The organism is Epilithonimonas zeae, from assembly GCF_900141765.1.
Classification (GTDB): Bacteria; Bacteroidota; Bacteroidia; order Flavobacteriales; family Weeksellaceae; genus Epilithonimonas; species Epilithonimonas zeae.
The window spans coordinates 491,249-511,320 of record NZ_FSRK01000003.1 but is presented as its reverse complement, the minus strand read 5'-3'; the positions used below and the strand labels follow the sequence as shown (position 1 = coordinate 511,320).

16 protein-coding genes are annotated in these 20,072 nt (G+C 35.4%); 9 read left to right on the top strand and 7 right to left on the bottom strand.

Annotated features, from left to right (window positions below; translation table 11 throughout):
• Positions 1-45: 45 nt before the first annotated feature.
• Positions 46-273 carry a 30S ribosomal protein THX gene (locus BUR19_RS19255; protein ID WP_074237005.1) on the top strand — a complete coding sequence of 76 codons (228 nt, stop codon included), beginning with the start codon at positions 46-48 and terminating at the stop codon, positions 271-273.
• A 29-nt stretch (positions 274-302) separates the two neighbouring features.
• Here the strand turns inward: BUR19_RS19255 and BUR19_RS18580 are convergent, their stop codons facing one another.
• The 3 genes from BUR19_RS18580 to BUR19_RS18570 are packed head-to-tail and all read right to left on the bottom strand — an operon-like array spanning position 303 to position 2,777.
• On the bottom strand, positions 303-956 hold the full coding sequence (locus BUR19_RS18580) for a DUF937 domain-containing protein (RefSeq protein ID WP_074237004.1): 654 nt from the start codon (positions 954-956) through the stop codon (positions 303-305).
• 45 nt (positions 957-1,001) lie between these two features.
• On the bottom strand, positions 1,002-2,270 hold the full coding sequence (locus BUR19_RS18575; RefSeq protein ID WP_074237003.1) for a protein O-mannosyl-transferase family: 1,269 nt from the start codon (positions 2,268-2,270) through the stop codon (positions 1,002-1,004).
• Positions 2,271-2,276: 6 nt separating this feature from the next.
• On the bottom strand, positions 2,277-2,777 hold the full coding sequence (locus tag BUR19_RS18570; protein ID WP_074237002.1) for a DUF2480 family protein: 501 nt from the start codon (positions 2,775-2,777) through the stop codon (positions 2,277-2,279).
• A 278-nt stretch (positions 2,778-3,055) separates the two neighbouring features.
• Here BUR19_RS18570 and lpxB point away from each other — a divergent pair, with 278 nt between their 5' ends.
• The 4 genes from lpxB to BUR19_RS18550 all read left to right on the top strand — a co-directional run bounded on the left by lpxB (position 3,056) and on the right by BUR19_RS18550 (position 7,360).
• A complete protein-coding gene (lpxB, locus tag BUR19_RS18565) occupies positions 3,056-4,162 on the top strand; it encodes a lipid-A-disaccharide synthase (RefSeq protein ID WP_074237001.1) in 1,107 nt (368 codons plus the stop codon).
• Complete coding sequence (locus BUR19_RS18560) at positions 4,162-4,617, top strand: DUF1569 domain-containing protein (RefSeq protein WP_074237000.1); 456 nt, start codon at positions 4,162-4,164, stop codon at positions 4,615-4,617. The genes lpxB and BUR19_RS18560 overlap by 1 nt, the downstream gene beginning before the upstream one ends.
• 249 nt (positions 4,618-4,866) lie before the next feature.
• Entirely contained in the window at positions 4,867-6,663 is a 1,797-nt protein-coding gene (locus BUR19_RS18555; RefSeq protein ID WP_074236999.1) for a ComEC/Rec2 family competence protein, read from the top strand.
• A gap of 310 nt (positions 6,664-6,973) precedes the next feature.
• A complete protein-coding gene (locus BUR19_RS18550; protein ID WP_139297431.1) occupies positions 6,974-7,360 on the top strand; it encodes a hypothetical protein in 387 nt (128 codons plus the stop codon).
• A 213-nt stretch (positions 7,361-7,573) separates the two neighbouring features.
• Here the strand turns inward: BUR19_RS18550 and BUR19_RS18545 are convergent, their stop codons facing one another.
• From BUR19_RS18545 to ppk1, 4 genes are all read right to left on the bottom strand, one after another.
• Positions 7,574-8,593: an LLM class flavin-dependent oxidoreductase gene (locus BUR19_RS18545; protein WP_074236997.1), complete on the bottom strand. Its 1,020-nt coding sequence runs from the start codon at positions 8,591-8,593 to the stop codon at positions 7,574-7,576.
• A 148-nt stretch (positions 8,594-8,741) separates the two neighbouring features.
• The gene (locus tag BUR19_RS18540; protein ID WP_074236996.1) at positions 8,742-11,792 is read right to left on the bottom strand and encodes a choice-of-anchor I family protein; all 3,051 of its coding nucleotides are present in this window, start codon (positions 11,790-11,792) and stop codon (positions 8,742-8,744) included.
• A 188-nt stretch (positions 11,793-11,980) separates the two neighbouring features.
• Positions 11,981-12,865: a Ppx/GppA phosphatase family protein gene (locus BUR19_RS18535; RefSeq protein WP_074236995.1), complete on the bottom strand. Its 885-nt coding sequence runs from the start codon at positions 12,863-12,865 to the stop codon at positions 11,981-11,983.
• Positions 12,866-12,907: 42 nt separating this feature from the next.
• Complete coding sequence (ppk1, locus tag BUR19_RS18530) at positions 12,908-14,977, bottom strand: polyphosphate kinase 1 (RefSeq protein ID WP_074237051.1); 2,070 nt, start codon at positions 14,975-14,977, stop codon at positions 12,908-12,910.
• Positions 14,978-15,212: 235 nt separating this feature from the next.
• On the opposite strand from ppk1, the gene BUR19_RS18525 reads away from it, so the two are divergent.
• The 4 genes from BUR19_RS18525 (at position 15,213) to BUR19_RS18510 (ending at position 20,066) form a co-directional block, all read left to right on the top strand.
• Positions 15,213-16,463: a zinc-dependent metalloprotease gene (locus BUR19_RS18525; protein WP_074236994.1), complete on the top strand. Its 1,251-nt coding sequence runs from the start codon at positions 15,213-15,215 to the stop codon at positions 16,461-16,463.
• Positions 16,464-16,607: 144 nt separating this feature from the next.
• Positions 16,608-18,500: a molecular chaperone DnaK gene (gene dnaK / locus BUR19_RS18520; protein ID WP_074236993.1), complete on the top strand. Its 1,893-nt coding sequence runs from the start codon at positions 16,608-16,610 to the stop codon at positions 18,498-18,500.
• Between the two features lie 302 nt (positions 18,501-18,802).
• Positions 18,803-19,318 (top strand): thioredoxin family protein, encoded by a 516-nt coding sequence (locus BUR19_RS18515; RefSeq protein WP_074236992.1) that lies wholly within the window; start codon positions 18,803-18,805, stop codon positions 19,316-19,318.
• A gap of 106 nt (positions 19,319-19,424) precedes the next feature.
• Entirely contained in the window at positions 19,425-20,066 is a 642-nt protein-coding gene (locus tag BUR19_RS18510) for a hypothetical protein (protein ID WP_074237050.1), read from the top strand.
• Positions 20,067-20,072: the final 6 nt, after the last annotated feature.

The window sequence follows — 20,072 nt, the reverse complement described above, 5'->3', positions numbered from 1 at the left end:
TAAAAATTAATTCATAAATTCGTAATAATCAAATACTTAATTATTATGGGAAAAGGTGACCAAAAATCCACCAGAGGCAAAAGAGTACGTGGAAGCTATGGCAAAACGAGACCGAGAAAATCCTCTCAACCAATAGCTGTAACAGAAAAACCGACCAAAGTAAAAGCTGAACCAAAGCCGAAAACAGCAAAACCAAAAGCTGAAAAAGCTGAAAAAGCAGAAGAAACAGAAGAAAAGCCAAAAGTAAAACGAACAAAAAAAGCCGAAGAATAATCTTCGGCTTTTATATTTTAAATGTGGAATTATTTTCCAAAAATGCTTCCCAGCAGTCCACCCAATCCGCCTTGTTGAGATTGTTGCTGTTGGTTTCCACCGCCAAGAACATTGCCTATAATATCTCCCAAACCGCCGCCAGAAGATTGCGTTGCTCCGCCGATAACGCTTCCTAAAATATCACTCAAAGGATTGTTGGATGCCTGAGCTTCCTGAGCAGAACCGCCAAGAATTCCGCCTAACAAATCTCCTAATCCTCCTCCGGAATTGACATTGTTGGCTTGCTTTTGCTGACCGATATAACCCATAATCACAGGTGCCAAAGTTGCTAAAACCGGTCCGATTTTGTCCATAGAGATTCCTGTATTTGCTGATAATTGATTTTCTACGTTGGCTTTGTTTCCGCCAAAAATATGGTCAAGGATTGAGTTTCCTTCAGATTCTCTTTCAAGTGCCTGAGCTGGATTATTCAAGATGCTTCCATCGTGATGTTTGTCTAGGGTTGCATTCAGCTTGTCTGCTTCTTCGGCGTTTTCTGATTTCTTTTTCAAATAGCTAATCACCAAAGGTGCTGCTACAACCAATAATGCAATGATTTGATTTTTGCTGATTCCGAATTTGTTTTCAGCCTGTTCAGCGACTTGATTACCAGCGCTTCCTGTGATAAGGTCTAATAGACTCATAATTTATGTTTTTAAAAATGTTGTTAGTAAAGATAAACAATAAGACTAAAAGTTTTTGATTTCCTCCAAAGAATTTTTTCCTTTTCTGAGTTTTAAAAATTCCTGACAGTTGTTATACATAAAATCCGATGTATCAGCAGGTGTTTTGTCATTAAGATAATATTCTAAAACGCCAATATTCTCATTCATCCACGGTAAAAGATAATATGATAAACCACCTTTAAAAGATTTTTCTTTTTCAAAGTTTTGACCTTGAGGAATTTTTGAAACAATAACAAAGCTTAATAAATAGAAAAAAGGAGTAACTAAAACAGATAATGAAATAATCTTATATAAGTTTTGTTTATGATTTCTGATATTAATTATTCCTTCTATGATAAAAAGTAAAAAGAACAAATAAGCATTCAAAAAGAAAACATAATTGTCGGACACATTGTAGATGGTTGCAAATCCAAAAGGAATTAAAAAACTAATTAAATAAAATTGATTTTTAAAATATTTTATAGTTTTCAATTTTTTAAAAATAACTAAAACTCCTGGAATGACGAAAAGCCAAAAATTGTAAACCAAATACCCAAAAGCAACTGCAATATTTTTAGCAAATCCAGAAATTCCTTTGTTAACACTTCCTGTAACCCAATCAGAATTGCCAGAACCGTAAACTTTTGAAGTATCATAACCATTAATAAAAGCTAAGAAATATGGTCCAAAAGCAAAGGCTAAAAAAATTATTATACTGGATAAAATATTGATTTTAAATTTTCTATAAGCATAAAAGTTTAAGATAAGCCATCCTGGAATTAGCATGATGTTCTGAGCGTGAGCCCAAAAAGATAATCCTAAAACAAAACTTAAGTAGAAAAGATATTTCTCCTTCTTAAATTCTAAAAATTTAATAGAAAAATAAATGTAAAGTGCAATCCAAAAACTATTAAAGGTATAAACTTCAATAATTTCTGTCTGTTTCCAAAATGTAAAGCCAAAAGCAAAAATTAGTGTTCCGAGATAAGCATAGATTTCCTGCTTAAACTTTAGGTTAATAATTGAAAAAATAATAGCTAAAGTTAAAACCGAAAAGATCAAGTTAAAATACCTGACTGCAGGAATAGAATCTAGATTGAAAATCTGCTTAAATCCAATCAAAAAATTAGTATAAAGAAACTTACCAAAAACAGTAGTGTCATTTGTAAATTTATTAATTTCTGCTAGGTTTACAAATCCTAAAGCATCCCCAAAAGGAACTTTTGAAAAGCTAAAATACAAATAAAGTAAAAATAGAAAAGAAAAAAAGAAAATTCGGTAAAGATTCTTCATCCAGATTTAGTTTTTAAAAATCGGAACATTACTGCAAGCTTCCCCAAACATCAAAGATTTTACAAGCGGTTTCAGTTGCTCAACCAATTCTACATACGCATTGTTCGGAATCATCTCATCGCTGCAGCCTTTTACTAGAACACGTTTGTCTCGCATCTCAGAAAAATCATAAGTGTGGATAGCATTATGCATCAACAAAACTTCCAAATCTTCTCGATTTCCAAAAACAATTTTCTTCGCAACATCTGTAATTTTGGACGTAATCAGAAAGTAAGCCCACAATGGAATAATCACATCCTCAGAACAATAGATGTAAACATAAGCGTCTTTGTAAATCTCAGTATCAATGTTTTTGATTTTCTCACGGAAATCTTTTTCTTTCAGAATCATGCCTTCCCAAAGAAAATCCTTGATATCAATTCCCAATCTTTTCCCCTTCGGAACAAGGTCAGAAATATCAAAATTCACCAATCCACTTTCCGCAACTTTATTTTTAATTTCTTCCATTTTAATATCATTGTTTTAGGAGCTTAATCCCGCTATCCACTATATCTTTTTTGTCTTCGGCAGTTTGTCATTACTAGAACATTTCCAAAAGACAAAAAAGGATGCCGTTACTATCGGGGCTAGGCACTAGTCTGTAAAACAAATTTTTCCAGATTAGAACTTTCCCAAGCCTAATAGATCAAAAAGCTTTAATTTTGTTCAAAGTTAACTATTTTGAATGGAAAACTTCTTTAGATTTATCTATCGAAAAGACTTTCAAAATCTAAAACCCAGAAACCTTGAAATATTACATAATAGCAGGAGAAGCTTCCGGCGATTTGCACGCTTCCAACTTAATGAAAGCCATCAGACAAAAAGACCAAAACGCAGATTTTCGATTTTGGGGCGGTGACCTGATGCAGAAACAAGGCGGAACTCTGGTTAAACATTACCGTGATTTGGCTTTTATGGGTTTTCTGGAAGTCGTTCAGAATCTTAGAACCATTCTCAACAATATCAAATTCTGTAAAAAAGACATTCAGGAAAATAAACCTGATGTTTTGATTTTAGTTGATTATCCGGGCTTCAATTTGAGAATTGCGAAGTTTGCTAAAGAATTGGGAATTAAGGTTGTTTATTATATTTCGCCACAACTTTGGGCTTGGAAAGAAGGTCGTGTAGAAACAATTAAAAAATATGTGGATGAGATGCTCGTGATTCTTCCTTTCGAGAAAGATTTTTACAAAAAACATCAGGTCGAGGCTCATTTTGTTGGACATCCGCTTCTTGATGCAATCGAAGGTTTACCGCCAATTGATACTCAGAAATTCAAAAAAGAGAATCATCTTAACGATAAAGAAATCATTGCACTTCTGCCAGGTTCCAGAAAACAGGAAGTCTCCAAAATGTTGGAAACGATGCTGTCCGTGAGAAATGATTTTGCGGATTTTCAATTTGTGATTGCCGGCGCACCAAGTCTTGACAAAGATTTTTATGAGCAATTTGTGGATGCCGATGTCCATTTCGTTTCCAATAGAACTTATGATTTACTCAGATGTTCCAAAGCGGCTTTGGTAACTTCTGGAACGGCAACTTTAGAAACGGCTTTGCTCAATATTCCCGAAGTGGTTTGCTACAAAGGTAGCCGAATCTCCTATGAAATAGGAAAACGATTAATCAAGAATATCAAATATATTTCTCTCGTCAATCTCATTATGGACAAAGAAGTTGTGACAGAATTAATTCAAAACGAACTGAATACTAAAAATCTCGTTGAAGAACTTAATAAAATTCTCAACACGAATAAAAGAGACGAAGTTCTGAATAATTACGAAGTTCTAAGAACCAAACTTGGAGGAAGCGGCGCCAGTCAAAATGCCGCTGAAATTATTGTAAATCTGAAATAATGGCATTGGAAAGATTATTGCAAAAAATAGAATCGTTGCTTCCTGAAATTGATAAAGAAAATTTAAAAGTTTCCAAAGCATCGATTGGCTGGCATCTGGAACATTCTTTATTAATCCTGAATGCAAGTCTGAAAGGTTTAACGATGACCAATCCGGACAATTACAAACCAAAATTCAGTATCAAAAAGTTTATATTTCTCAATTTCGGACTGATTCCGAGAGGGAAAATCAAGTCTCCGAAGCAATTTATTCCATTAGAAACGTCGACCAAAGAAAGTATCGAAAAGCTTTTTAATCTGGCGAAACAGAGATTGGAAACTGTGAAAAATCTACCTTCAAAATCCTATATCACGCATCCTTTTCTTGGCGACCTCGATAAAAAAACAGCACTCAAATTTTTAGGACTTCATACCAATCATCATTTGAAAATTATCGATGATATTTTGAAATCTTAATTAATATTTAAAGATATTTTACCACAATATTTGTCATTCCATAGGAATCTAAATTCTTTTTATCAATTCTCATAGAGATTCCTACGGAATGACAAACTTTCTATTTTATTTCTTATCTTTATTCTAGGATACTTCGACTTGGCTCGGTGTAACAACTCTAATACTAAAGTTGTTATATTGAACTTGTAGAATGTCAGGCTGAGCGGAGTCGAAGCCTCTCATAAACACATAAGACACAAATGAACTTCAATGAAAAAACAGCCATTATTAATATTGCTGCTATGTTTCATTCTTGGAATTCTGTTTCAAGACTACCTGATGGTGAGTCAGATTTTTATCTTTTCTTTTCTGATAACTTCATCTGCCTCTCTTCTTTCTATATTAATTAGGAATGCGTTTTTCCAACGTATCAAATATTACTGTTTAGGATTTTTCTTTTTTTCGATTGGGATGTTTGTCCATTTTCAGAATTCCCAACAACCAAAACTTCCAACTTTAAAAGAAAAAGAAACGATTGTTTTTCAATTAGATAAAAAGCTTAATTCTAATGATAAGAATAGGAAATATTATGTTGAGGTTCTTGAAGTTTCTGATTTAAAGCAAAAAGAAAATTTTCCTTTTAAAACCGTTATTAGTATTCCAAAAGATGTTGAAGCTTTAGACTTTGAAAATTATTATAAAGCCGAAGTTTACATTCATCATCCAGAAGAAATCAAGAATGATTTTCAGTTCGATTACAAAAAATATCTGGCAAGACAAGAAGTTTATTTTCAAGCCTACCTTCCGAATGACATCCTAAAAACCGAAAAGAAATCAACGGATTTTAAAGATAAAATCAAACAAAAACGTTTGGATGTTCTCAATCAAATCAATCATTCTTCTTTGTCTCCGAAGATTCAGGAGTTTCTGAAAGGAATTATTCTCGCTGACAGAACTGAAATGGATGCTGAAACGGTCAAAGACTTTAATCAAACCGGATTGGTTCATCTTTTAGCGATTTCTGGTTCGCATATGGTCATTATTTTCTGGATAACACTTTTGATTTTGAACCAAATTCTTCCTGTGAAATTTAGAAAAATTTCGATTGTTCTGAGCATTCTTTTGATTTGGACTTTCGCTATTTTCATAGATTATGGAAGTTCCGTAATGCGAAGCTGTCTAATGATTACGTGTTATTATATGATGGTTTTGCTGCAACGGAAATCGGATTTGTTGCATTCTTTGGCATTATCGGCTTTTATTATTTTGATTTTTGATTCAAATCAATTGTTTGATGTTGGATTTCAGTTGAGTTATGTTGCTGTTTTAGGAATTTGGTGGCTGACGAATCCAATTAAAAACTTGTTCAGAAAACCAAAGTTCAAAGCTGAGAAGTTCTTTTACGAAATCTCTGCAATGACTTTCGCAGCACAGATTGCGACGTTGCCTTTGGCGATTTATTATTTTCATCAATTTTCTTTTGTTTCAATCATTGCTAATCTTTTGATTATTCCATTGTCTGAATTGATTATTGTTTCTTCCTTGTTAATTGTGGTTTTGATTGCTTTTGGGTTCAGTAATATTCCGTTTTTATACAAAGGTTTTGATATTTTTGTCCAATTTATTTTAAAACTGATTCATTGGTTTTCCGGTTTCGAATCTTTAATGAATAAAAATATTTCGCTCAATATTTTAGAATTAAGTATTCTTCTTGTGGCTATTTATTTTCTTAAATTTTTAATCAAAGACATTTTAAATCCGAAGAATCTGTTGAGGTTTTGTTTTTGTTTTCTGGCATTTTTCGCAGTAAGAATTTCATTCAATATTTTTAATTATAACAAAGAAGAAATGTTTGTTTACAACTTTTATAAAGAGAAAATTGTAATCGTTAAAAATAAAGACCACGCAATATTTTGGATGAAAGAAAGTAAGAACGAAGACAAGATTCGGGACTTCGTCATAAATCCATATTTGACTTCGGGAAGAATTAAAGACTTTAAAATCAATTATATTCCTGAAGATTCAGAAGCTTTTGTTTATCAAGGAAATAAATTTGAGTTAAAATAGTTTGAGTTAATATAACTTAACCATTAAAACTTAAATTAATGAAAAACCTGATTCTATTTTCATTATCTCTTTTGCTTTTCATTGTTTGTCTGACAATTGTTACTCATTCTGGAGATTCTTCTAAACTTTTGCTATTAGTTTTTCTAACTAACTTGATTTGTGGATTAAGCATTTCTTTTATGGTCTTTGCATTGTCTAGAAGCAATCATAGAAATGCTTTTATTGAAAGCTTAAAATACTCTTTTGGCATAAGCTCCTTGATAATGATTCTCGGCTATTTAACGTTTTATTTTCAACCAATTATTTTCTAATGATGAGGATATTTTACAAAGTATTAGCATCCATCTTGCTGTTTTCATCCGTTTTTATAACATTTATGTTAGGAGGAGCGTTAACTGTAGAGGGAAAAAATATATTTTCCCCATATATAGATACCCAATTTGCATCTCAATATTCACCTGAAAAATTTGAATTAGTAAAGATTGGACAAACTGTAGATGAAGTTGGAAGGATGATTGGCCAGCCTTTACAAAAGAATATAGATTCTATAAATAACAGAGCAGAATATTGGTACACAATGGATGGAAAGTTATCTGTAAATAATAAAGATGGAGATTTTGCTTGGTACAGGTCTATAATACACTTTGATGAAAAGAAAAAAGTTGTAAGCATAGACAAAGGATGGAGCTTTGATTAAATTAATTATTTTAAGTATTAATAAAAAAGGTCAAGACGTTTTATCAAAAACATCAAGACCTTTTGACTAAAACATCAAGACCTTTTTAATGACCTCTGCAAACGCTCTATCCATAGGACTTGCCAAAGGGTAAAAATTTTAATTAAAAAACAATAAAAAACCCCTTCAGAAATTGAAATCCTGAAAGGGTTTTATTTAAAAAGTCATATTGTTTTATCTTACTATTGGAGCCACTTTCTCACCAAACAGCTGGATAGAATTCATCATCACGTCGTGCGCCGGATCGCCAACATCCATATGTCCGATGAACCTTGTCAAGCCAAATAGCTCTTTCATCTCGTTGATTTTGTCCGCAACCTCGTTAGCAGTTCCAATAAACAAAGCACCGTCTTTGCTTCTTCCGCCCTCGTATTGCTCTTTGGTGTAAGGTGCCCAACCACGGGTTCTGCCGATTCTGTCCATCTGAGATTTGTAGTTGAAGAAATATTGATCAATATCCTTCTGGTCATCGCTCACAAAAGTGTGAGAATGGATGGCAATCTGCATTTTGCTTTCGTCGTGTCCGGCTCTCAGATATTCCTGCTTGTAAAATTCGATGAGGTTTTTGAATTGTCTTGGCATTCCACCAATGATTGCGACAATTAATGGTAAGCCCAGCTTCGCTGCTCTTAGAACAGATTCGGGAGTTCCACCAACCGCAACCCAAATCGGTAATACACCGTTGTTGAAAGCTCTTGGATAAACGGTTTGGTTTTCCATTGGTCTTCTCAAAATACCGCTCCAGCTGACGTTTTCTTCGTTGTTGATTTTCAATAATAAATCCAGTTTTTCCTCAAAAAGCTGATTGTAATCTGACAAATCGTAGCCGTACAAAGGAAACGACTCGATAAAGCTTCCTCTTCCAACAAAGATTTCTGCACGACCTTTTGAAATCAAATCAATCATCGAAAAATCTTCATAAACTTTTACAGGTTCTGAAGAACTTAGAACCGTTACACCACTTGCTAATTTTATATTGTCAGTAATACTTGCAGCAGCTGCCAAAAGAATCTCGGGAGAAGATACGGCATAATCTGCACGGTGATGTTCGCCCATTGCAAAAACATCCAGACCGGTTTGGTCCATTAGTTTTACCTGCTCAAGGATTTCGTTAAGTTTTACGCTTGCATCTCTATATTTTCCGGTTTTCGTGTCTAGAGCAACATCTCCAAACATCCCAATTCCTAATTCCATAATAGTCTCAATTTTTTAATGAAACAAATTTACGACTTCACATTTTGGTTCGCATTGATGTAGGATAATTATGATATTTTCAATTTGATCTCAATAAAAAGCCCCAGAAAAATCTGAGGCTAAAAAATTAAAAAAGAAGAAAAAAAAATTATTTTACAATGACTCTCTTCGTTTCGCCTTCAGAAGTTTTTACTAGATAGACACCTGTTGAAAGTTTGGAAGTATCAATAGTTAAAGCATTACTTTCTTTGGATAACATTTTTCCTGACATATCATACAACTCATAGCTTTGAACTCTGTTGAAATACAAGATATTTCCTTTATTAACCGGATTCGGGAAGATGTTGAATGTTGTTTTTTCATTTTTAACATTGCCTGCTGCTAAAGTTGGTGAAAGCGCTACTTCGTACATCGATAAAGTTCCGCTGATTTCGTTTGCAATCACAACATAACCCTTTCCTGTCCCTGAGTTTTCAGGAGCAATATAGGTGATGCCTTCCGGACCATTGTCGCCTCCATAAGCAGAAGTCATTCTGGAGTGTTTGTAATCTGTAAAGGTTACATTATTTGGGTCTGTTACGTTATAAACCATTACACCGCCGGTTCTTTCCAAAGTGATGAAAGCGAAAGTTTGCCCTGATATCGTTCCTAATGTCACACCCTCTGGTTCAGGACCTTTTGCACGGCTTCTTACTTTAGCGCCATTTGCTTCGTTATCTGCATTGAAAATCAAAGGATGATGGGCTGCGATATATCTTTCGAACTGATCGCCACTGTCATAAACGATTTGTTTTGTATCCGCATTGAAGATAGAGAAAGACCTTGCTCCTAAAGCGTGGATTTCTTCAAAGTCTGAGTTCGAATCTGTGTTTCCATTCACATTTGTTACGCGGAATCTCCCTAAGTTGTGAGAAGCTTTCAAGATGGAAGAGTTAGGGAAATTATTTGGATTTAAAACATAGCCATTAGCACCAACTGTCGTTCTCTCACTGAATCCACCTAAATCTTTTTCGTCTCCTTCATTCGCAGTTACCAGATAATTGGTGTTTCCGATTTTAAAGGAAGCCATTGCATCCGGATTATAATAAGCTTTTACAGGCCAGTTCGCAATCAAAACTTCACCGTTATTATCAGAAGCATCGAAGCCATTTCCTGGAAGACTCATATCTTTTTTGCCTAATCCCCAGATGTTTCCTAAAGTATTGGTCGTAAGGTCGACCTCGATGATTCCGTTGTTTTCCTGACAAGAAACCCAGGCTTTTTGGCTGTCTGAACTGATAGCGATATATTCCGGTTCAAGATCTTGAGCTAGTGTACTCGTAGATTTTACTTTTCTTCCACCAGATGCGATGAAGGCAGCTTCCTGAGCATTATAACCTTGGAAAGAAAGTGTTGTTACATTAGACTGAGAAATATTTGCAATTCCTGTTGAAATATCAATAATACTGATAGAACCTTCTGGGTCAACAGTGTAAGCATCATTTGGCTCGCCTTCGTTGGCGGTCATTACTTTGTTTCCGTCTGGTGTGAAAGTTACCATATCTGGTAAAACACCAACTGTCAATTGTTTCTGGAAATTTCCATTAATATCAAAGAAAACAACCGAGCCATTTTGCTGTGCATCTGTTCCGTTTGGTGACGCTACAGCTAGGATTCCGTTTTTCACAGCAATACTTGTGATTCCTCCATAAGGCTTCATATCCACGGTTTTGATAACCGTTGGAGTTAATGGATTTGAGAAATCAATAATATCAAAAACATCCGTCAAAGAACTGATCGTGAATAATCTCTTGGTTGCTGGGTCGTGAACTACAATCTCTGTAGAGCTGTTGCCGTTACTGGAAGGGTCAAAGCTTCCGATGTAATTCAACGTGATTTGGTTAGATGGTGCAGGAGCTGGCTTATCATTATCGATAATATAGACTGTAGAAGATGCATCTCCAGAAATAGTTGCACCAACAGGATTTTCAAGACTTAAAACAAAATATTCAGCCTGCTGTTCTTGTCTCGAATCATCAATAATTGGAATGTTAACGGTATAAGTTGAAGTTCCGGGAACAATATTAATAACCTCGGAAATGAAAGTGTAGTCATTATTGTCAGCGGTTCCGAAAGTTGGTTTTGCAATTAAATTAACTGTCGCAGTAGAAGGATTCGTAACATTGATTTTGAATGCTAAAGTTCCGGCACTTTCATCAACTTTAATTAGAGCTTTGTCTAATGAAATGCTTGTTCCCGCCGTTGTGAATGTACTAGAAGTAGAAGTTGTTACAGCATTGTCGCTTTCGTCTTCAACCATATTTGGTTTCAATGCCAAATAATAAGTTTGATTTGGATTTAAAGTTGCAGTCGGGATAATTGTAATTTGATTATCTGCAAATGTCGCTGTGAATGGAATTACGTTTCCTGAAACGTTATTTAATTTTAATTCAATAAGATTCTGAGCATTCGCAGAAGTGATTGGCGAGTTGTCAATCAATCTTACATTCTCATTGAATTTGATTGTAGGATTAACACTTGTTGAAGCATTATTGATATTGTTTGCAGGAGAATAAGTTACGGTCGGTGCTGTTGTATCAGTTCCACCGATGTTATTTCCATCCACTGTGAAATTGTCAAATCTGTTATTTCCAACAGCACCGCCGGCGCCTTGAGTAAACTGAACTTTGAGCTTGAAATTAGGATTGTTGGCAACACCTGCTACACCTGAAAAATCAAAAGTAATCAACTCAGGATTAGTATCTTTTGACACAACAGTTTGATATTCAATAAAATTGGTTCCGTCCAAAGAGTACGTCCAAACTTGATTCCCTGCACCGGAACCAGACCTTCTTGTTGAGAATTTGATAACTATATTATTATAGCCAGTTGTTGGGATATTGAATTGGATGGTTCCATTAATAGGATAATTATATCTCAAATGTGTTCCGGAAGCGTCGCCGTTTCTTGCATTCAGATTATCCACATTGAAGTTTTGTCCAGTCCCTCCAGCAAAATCAACAAACGTATCTGTACTTCCTGTGCCGGTTGAACTAGCGTTAATAGAGCCATTTATTAGAGTAGAGGTAGGAGTTGTAATACTTGCAGCATTAGCATTGTTGTTGAAGTTCCAATAATGGAGTAGAGACTGACTCTGAGCCGGGTTATAAAATAACGCAGCGATAGGCAATAGACCTTTGAAAAGGTAATTGTTTTTCATTTTTACTTTTATTTAGATTGGCGTAAAGATGAAACAATATCCTCTTCGGGTACTTTAAATCAAGTTTAATTAATATTTAATAAAGCTTGTAATAATGGGTGCTTTCGGGAAGATTTGAATTGAAAATTAATCCAGAATTATTATTAATATAATTGAATTCAGAACAATATTTTGCAATTTGGATATCCTTATTTTTTGTCTATAAGATTTGTGTAAATATTATGAATCAATCCATCTGCAACGGAAATTTTTGGGACGTAGATGTGTTTGATTTCTGCCCAATTCATGACATTATTGAAGATTTGAAGCGCCGGAACAATCACATCTGCGCGGTCTTCCCGGAACTGGTAAAGCTGCATTCTTTCTTCTACGGAAAGATTTTGCATCTCTTTCAGATATTTTTTGATGACAGAAACAGGCATTGGTTTTCCATCTTTGGTTTTGCTGAGAGAAAATATTTTGTTGATATTTCCACCGGAGCCGATGGCTACAACCGGGTTTTTACTTTTGATTTTATCTTTAATTTCCTCCTTCATTTCCTCCCAAATATTTGGAGTTACCAAACCATTTAGCAGTCTGATTGTTCCAATATTGAAAGAATGTTCATACTTCATCTTATCATTCTCATAGAAAGTGAGTTCCGTAGAACCGCCGCCAACATCCACATAGAGATAGGCGAAGTTTTTGTCAAGACCTTCTGCAACGTGATTTTCATAAATCAAAGTCGCTTCTTCATCGCCTGAAATGATTTCTATATTGATGTCGGCCTCTTCTTTTACAATGTCAATAATTTCCTGACCATTTTTGGCATCTCGCATTGCACTTGTGGCACACGCACGGTAATGTTCCACTTTGTACATTGCCATTAACTGACTGAAAATCTTCATTGTATTAATGGCCATCTGCTTTCTTTCCGGACCAATTTCGCCTTTGCTGAAAACATCGAAGCCTAATCGCAAAGGGATTCTAAGAAGATTCAGTTTCGTGAATTCTACTTTTCCTTTAGACTCTTTTACTTCATTGATGAGCAGTCTTGCGGCATTACTTCCTATATCTATAGCGGCGATTATCATTTTCTTGTGACGAATTTTAAAGCATAAATTTAAAGTAAATTCTTAATATTTCTGGTTTTTCAGGTAATTATAAGTTTCTATTTGTGACCTTTTCTGGTCTGTTTTATCACTTTCAACATATTCGTTTCGCATATTTTTGTCCAGGATTCTGGCTTTCACATTGTCTTCCAGCTGTATATCCAGCAGGGTTTTCAGTTCTTTTTTCAGGTTTTTTTGCAAAACCGGAGTGGCAGCTTCTATTCTGTAGTCCAGATTTCGGGTCATCCAATCGGCAGAAGAGATGTACATATTTTCCGCACCTTTGTTATAAAAATACATCACTCGGGCGTGTTCCAGATATTCGTCAACAATACTTATCGCATAGATTTTCTTCTTGAATTCTTTCTGATTCACAGCACAATAGATGCCTCGGACAATCATTTTGGTATTCACACCGGCTTGTGCAGCTTCATAAAGTTTCAAAATCAAAGTTTTATCACTCAGGGAATTAACTTTGACAATCATTTCTGCTTTTCTGCCAGCTTTGGCTTCTTCTATTTCTTTATCGATGTGAGCGATGATTTTTTCTCTCATAAAAACCGGACAAACCATCAAGGTTTTACAACTTTTTAAAGCGATGGTTGGGTCTGCTTTTGGTTTGTTAAGGGCAAGAAAAACTTTGTTGATGTCTGCCATTATTGCTCTGTTGGAAGTCATTAACAAATGGTCACCATAGATTTTTGCCGTCTTTTCGTTGAAGTTTCCTGTGCTGACAAAACCGTATTGGATGGTTCGGTTATTCACTCTTTTCTTGATGATGCATAATTTGGCGTGGACTTTTTTATTCGGAATTCCGAGAAGAACTTTTACACCTTCCAGCTCGAATCTGTCCTTCCACCAAAGATTAGACTCTTCATCGAACCTCGCCCTCAGTTCCAGCATTACCGTTACTTCTTTACCATTTCGAACAGCATTAATCAAAGCATTGGCGATTTTGGAACTCGATGCCAGTCTGTACGCCGTAATTTGGATTGATTTCACATCAGGATCCATCGCTGCTTCTCTCAATAGGTCAATGACAGAGTCATAAGAATGGTAAGGAAAAGTCAGTAACACATCTTTCTTGATGATCACATCCGTCACTCTCTGTTTTTTAGCAAATTCGGGGTGGATGAAAGTTGTCCTTTCTACAGGTTTCTGATAAGCCTTGAACACATCAGGAAAATCCATAAAATGCCTGAAATTATGAATTTTCTGTCCCGGAATAATACTGTCTTTTTTGCTTAAGCTTAATTTCTTGATGAGAAATTCCAGCAGAGCTTTATCAATTTCTTTATCGAAGACAAAACGTGTCGGTTTTCCTTTTCGTCGGCTTTTAATTCCTTTTTCGATTTTATCTGCTAAGGTTGTTTTGATGTCGTTATCCAAGTCAAATTCTGCATCTTTTGTCACTTTGAAACAATGTGCCGTATACTCGTCATAACCAAAATAGGAGAAAATATGCGGAAGATTATAGATAATTACGTCTTCCAAAAGCATCACATCTTTTTGTTCTTTGTCTTCTGTCGGCAAAAGAACAAATCTCCCGTTAGCGGTTACAGGAAGTTCAATAATCGCATATTGACTTTCGTATTGCCATTCTTTTCTTCGCATTGCCACACCAATGAAAAGACTTTTTTCCCGAAGGTAAGGCATGGGTTTATTGTCGTGAAGCAAAATCGGGATGACATTACTCTCCACTTCTTCATCAAAATATTTGACAACAAATTCTTTTTGCTCTGCTGTCAGATGTTTATAATCTTTGATAAAAACCTTTTCTTTTGCCATTTCGCGCTGAACATCTTTCCATGTTTTGTCAAAATCTTCCTGCTGATGGATAACCAATTTATTGATTTTTTGAAGAATTTTGGAAGGTGCATCGTAGAAAGATTCGGCAAGAAGTTTTTGTTTAAAGTCCATTGCACGTTTCAATCCTGCAACTCTCACGCGGAAAAACTCATCCAAATTATTAGAAAAAATTCCTAGAAAACGAATTCTGAGATGTATCGGAACACTTTTGTCCATTGCTTCCTGTAAAACTCTGGCGTTGAAACCGAGCCAAGTGACGTCACGCGGATTAAATTCTTGTGGCATTATCGGGTTTTTGATTATCTCAAAATTAGTAAAATTCATTGTATTAATTTGGGTTCGAAAACTACAATCTTAATGAGCTTACTAATGTTTCGAGAATGTCAATTAAATTTTAAATTGAGTATAAATGCTTTGTACAGGTTGCTTTTTGATATTATTTTAAATTTTTAATAAAATTATCTTGTTGTTTTGAAAAATTTAATACATTTGCTTCCCTTTTATTAAAAAAAATATAAATATGAAGAAAATTCTATTAACATTAGTAAGCGTTCTAAGCTTGAGTGCTTACGGACAAAGAACTTGTGGAACGGATAAGAAGATGGCAGAATTTTACGCTGCTAATCCACAAGCGAAAGCAAACAGAGAAGCTCTGAAAGATTATTTGGTTCACAATGACTATGCAAGTTCTAGAAGAGCAGGTGTTGTAACCATTCCCGTTGTTGTGCATGTTTTATATTCCTCTACTGCTATGAATATATCTGAAGCTCAGATTGCTTCTCAAATCAAAGTGTTGAATGACGATTTCAGAAAACTCAATGTAGATTTCAATACAGTTGTTCCTTCTTACTTCCAGGGAAACGCAGCTGATATGGAATTGGCTTTTTGTATGGCGACCAAAAAACCAGATGGTTCTGCGACTACAGGAATCGAAAGAAAATCTGTAACGGCAAATTTCAATTTTGATGACAATTATTACAAAACTTCGGGTTTGGTAGCTTGGGATCCTACAAAGTATCTTAATATTTGGGTTGGTAATATGTCAGCAGATTATTTAGGTTGGGCTTACCTTCCGGATTCTGCTGGTGCTGCTTACGATGGGCTTGCTATCGGATATAAACAGTTTGGAACTACAGGAACAGTTGTTTATCCTTACAACAAAGGTAGGACTGCAACGCACGAGATTGGCCATTATTTCGGACTGGAACATCCTTGGGGTTCTGTGGAAGATTATGGTAATTCTCCAGTAAAAAGTAATTGTGGTAAAACGGGTTGGGATGATTTCTGTGCTGATACGCCTGCTACTTATTATCCACACTTTACGAAACCAACCAACGTAAATATTTATACCTGTATTTCGACAAACAATGGTGCAATGTTTATGAATTATATGGATTACGTACAAGATAATCAGATGGCATTTTTTACAAACGGACAAAAAACAATCGCTCAGAATACAATGGTAGGACCAAGAGCTAGTTTATTGAATTCTAACGCTTGCTCATCAACTATGGGTGTTGATGATGTAGAGAAATCAAACTCGATTAATATTTTTCCAAACCCTGCAGTTAATTATATTTCAATTGCTTCGCCTTTGGTGAAAATCAATGAAGTGGAAATTTTTGGTAATGATGGAAGATTGGTGAAAAGAGCTAATATCAAAAATGAAACGGACAAAATTGATGTGAAAAACCTTCCTGTCGGAACTTATTATGTGAGAACTTATGACAATGGTAACTTCATCAAGTCAATGAAGTTTATCAAGAACTAAACTAACTAAAATTTGACTTAAACGAAACTCCGTCTAGTACGGAGTTTTTTTATTAATGACAATTTGTCACTTTTTATGTCGTGGTACAGATATTGAGAATTGCAGATTGTAATCATTAATAATAACAAAAAATAACATATAAAAATGAGTAAAATAATCGGAATTGACTTAGGTACTACCAACTCTTGCGTAGCAGTAATGGAAGGTAAAGATGCTGTAGTTATCCCTAACGCAGAAGGTAAAAGAACTACGCCATCTATCGTGGCATTCACAGAAGATGGTGAGAGAAAAGTAGGTGACCCTGCAAAAAGACAAGCTGTAACCAATCCAAAGAAAACGGTTTATTCAATCAAAAGATTTATCGGGACTCACTTCAAAGAAGATGCTCAGGAGATTTCTAGAGTACCTTATGAAGTAGTTGCTGGACCAAACGATACTGTAAAAGTAAAAATTGACGACAGAGAATATACACCACAGGAAATTTCTGCAATGACGCTTCAGAAAATGAAGAAAACTGCTGAAGATTATCTTGGACAGGAAGTAACAAGAGCGGTAATCACTGTTCCGGCTTACTTTAATGATGCTCAGAGACAAGCTACTAAAGAAGCAGGAGAAATCGCTGGTCTTAAAGTAGAAAGAATCATCAATGAGCCTACAGCAGCAGCTTTGGCTTATGGAATGGATAAGTCTCACAAAGACCAAAAAATTGCAGTTTATGATTTAGGTGGTGGTACTTTTGACGTTTCTATCCTTGATTTAGGAGACGGCGTTTTCGAAGTATTGTCTACAAACGGAGATACGCACTTAGGAGGTGATGATTTTGATGATGTAATTATCAATTGGATGGCAGACGAATTCAAAGCTGAAGAAGGTGTTGACTTAAAATCTGATGCAATCGCATTACAAAGATTGAAAGAAGCAGCTGAAAAAGCTAAAATCGAGTTGTCTTCTTCTCCTCAAACTGAAATCAACCTTCCTTATATCACAGCTACAGCTTCAGGTCCTAAACACTTGGTTAAGACTTTGACTAAAGCTAAATTCGAGCAATTATCTGCTGACTTGGTAAGACGTTCTATGGAGCCTTGTAAAAAAGCGCTTTCTGATGCAGGTCTTTCTATCTCAGATATCGACGAGGTAATCTTGGTAGGTGGTTCTACAAGAATCCCGATCATTCAGGAAGAAGTTGAGAAATTCTTCGGTAAAAAACCTTCAAAAGGTGTTAACCCGGATGAGGTTGTTGCTATCGGAGCAGCTATCCAAGGTGGAGTTTTAACGGGAGATGTTACAGACGTTCTTTTGTTAGACGTTACGCCACTTTCTTTAGGTATCGAAACTATGGGTTCTGTTTTTACTAAATTAATTGAAGCGAACACTACGATCCCAACTAAAAAATCTGAGGTTTTCTCTACAGCGTCTGACAATCAGCCTGCAGTAAGTATCAGAGTAGGACAAGGTGAGAGACCTATGTTCAACGATAACAAAGAGATTGGTAGATTTGATTTAACAGATATTCCACCAGCACAAAGAGGAGTTCCTCAGATCGAAGTAACTTTCGATATCGATGCAAATGGTATCTTGAGCGTTTCTGCTAAAGATAAAGGAACAGGTAAAGAGCAGTCTATCAAAATTCAGGCATCTTCTGGTCTTTCTGATGAGGAAATCGAAAGAATGAAAAAAGAAGCTCAGGAAAATTCTGCAGCAGATAACAAGAGAAAAGAAGAAGTTGAAATCTTCAACAAAGCTGATGGATTGATCTTCCAAACTGAAAAGCAATTGAAAGAATTCGGTGATAAATTGTCTGCTGACAAAAAAGCAGCAATCGAAACTGCACACGCAGAATTGAAAACCGCTTTCGAAGCTAAAAACGGAGATGATGTGAAAGTCAAAACCGAAGCTCTTGATGCAGCTTGGATGGCAGCATCTGAAGAAATGTATGCACAAGGTCAACAGGCTCAAGGTGCTGATGCAGGACAGTCTCAAGGAAGTGCAAACGGAGCAGAAGATGTTCAAGACGCCGATTTTGAAGAGGTAAAATAAGACTCATCGAGTCACGCAATATAGAAAGTCCCCTAGCGTATGCAAGGGGACTTTTGTTATTTTTTAGTTTGCGGAAAATGATAATTCGAATTTTAACATAATTATAACATTAATTATGAAAGCTTTAAAGTTTCGTGGCGTGGTTATTGTTTCTAATTGAAGCGATTCTCATGTTTAATTTGAGTTTTCATGGTTATTAGTTTTTACCCAGCCTCGGCTGGGTTTTTTATTTGCCACTAATTGATGAATTTTATTCCGAAAGAAATAATCCTTACATTCGTTTTACACTAAATATTTAATTAATGAAAATTTCAAAAATTCTGGTGCTCTTCGCATTGTTTGTAATCCAAATGAATTTCGCTCAGGAAAAAGCAGATGTAGTCCTGAATAAAGCCTTAAGCCAAGCTAAAGCAGAGAATAAAAATGTCCTTTTGATATTCCACGCTTCCTGGTGTGGCTGGTGCAAGCTGATGGAAAAGAATATGAATCTGCCGACAACACAACCACTTTTTGATAAGAATTATGTGACGGCTTATATTGATGTTCAGGAACGTGGCGAGAAGAAAAATTTAGAAAATCCCGGTGGGCAGGAATTAATGAATAAATATAAAGGAGAAACGGCAGGGCTTCCTTTTTGGCTGATGATAAATCCTAAAGGTGAAATTTTGGCCGATTCTTTTGATGATAAATGTGAAAATATCGGTTCGCCTGCATCCAAAGAAGAGGTTGCTTTTTTCTTAGCAAAGCTTGAGAAAACATCTCATCTCAACAAGACTGAACTTCAAACTGTACAACAGGTTTTTGTAAAGAAAAATTAAAATAAATCCCCGAGTGACATACCTGGGGATTTTTATTTTTTTGAAGAAGATTATCTGCGGTATTGATTTTTTTTATAATTTTCAACTAATTCTAAACCAAAAAATTATGAAAAAATTATTTGTTTGTATGATGGCTGTTGCCACCTTGAGTTCTTGTGACAAATTAAAAGAAACTGTGAATTCTGCAACGGAAGCAACTGTTGGGGCAGGAGAAATAGATTATCAGTTTTTTTCTAAGCCGGAAGAAGTGAAAAAATGGTACGATGAGATTGTTAAGAAATCCGGCGCAGGAGCCAAAGTGATGGATGAAGTTTCCTTTAACATTTTCCGTCCGTCAAAAGAAGGGATGATCCAAAGAGCTGGTGAAAAAGATTATTTGTATCTGACGATTGTTTATCAGGATAATGTGGACAAAAGGAGAGTGGAAGAGATACAATATCTTGGAAATGTAGACGGATGGCACCAACCGCAGAAAAAAGACATTCAGGTTTCTGGAATTGGTGCAGAAGACTTTAAATTGGAGGATGAACTTTTTGATTTTGGTCAGGTTTCTCTTGAGACCTTCAATAAAGTGATGGCGGATGCTCTAAAGAAATATAAAGACGATGCCAAGTATGAATACCAATATATCTCCAGTGTTTTCATCAAGAAAAACGGTTTTGATGTTTCGGTGAAAGGGAAATTGAAATCCAATTCACAATTGAAAACGGAAACTTACAGAACGGATCTGAAGGGCACTGAACAATAAACCAAA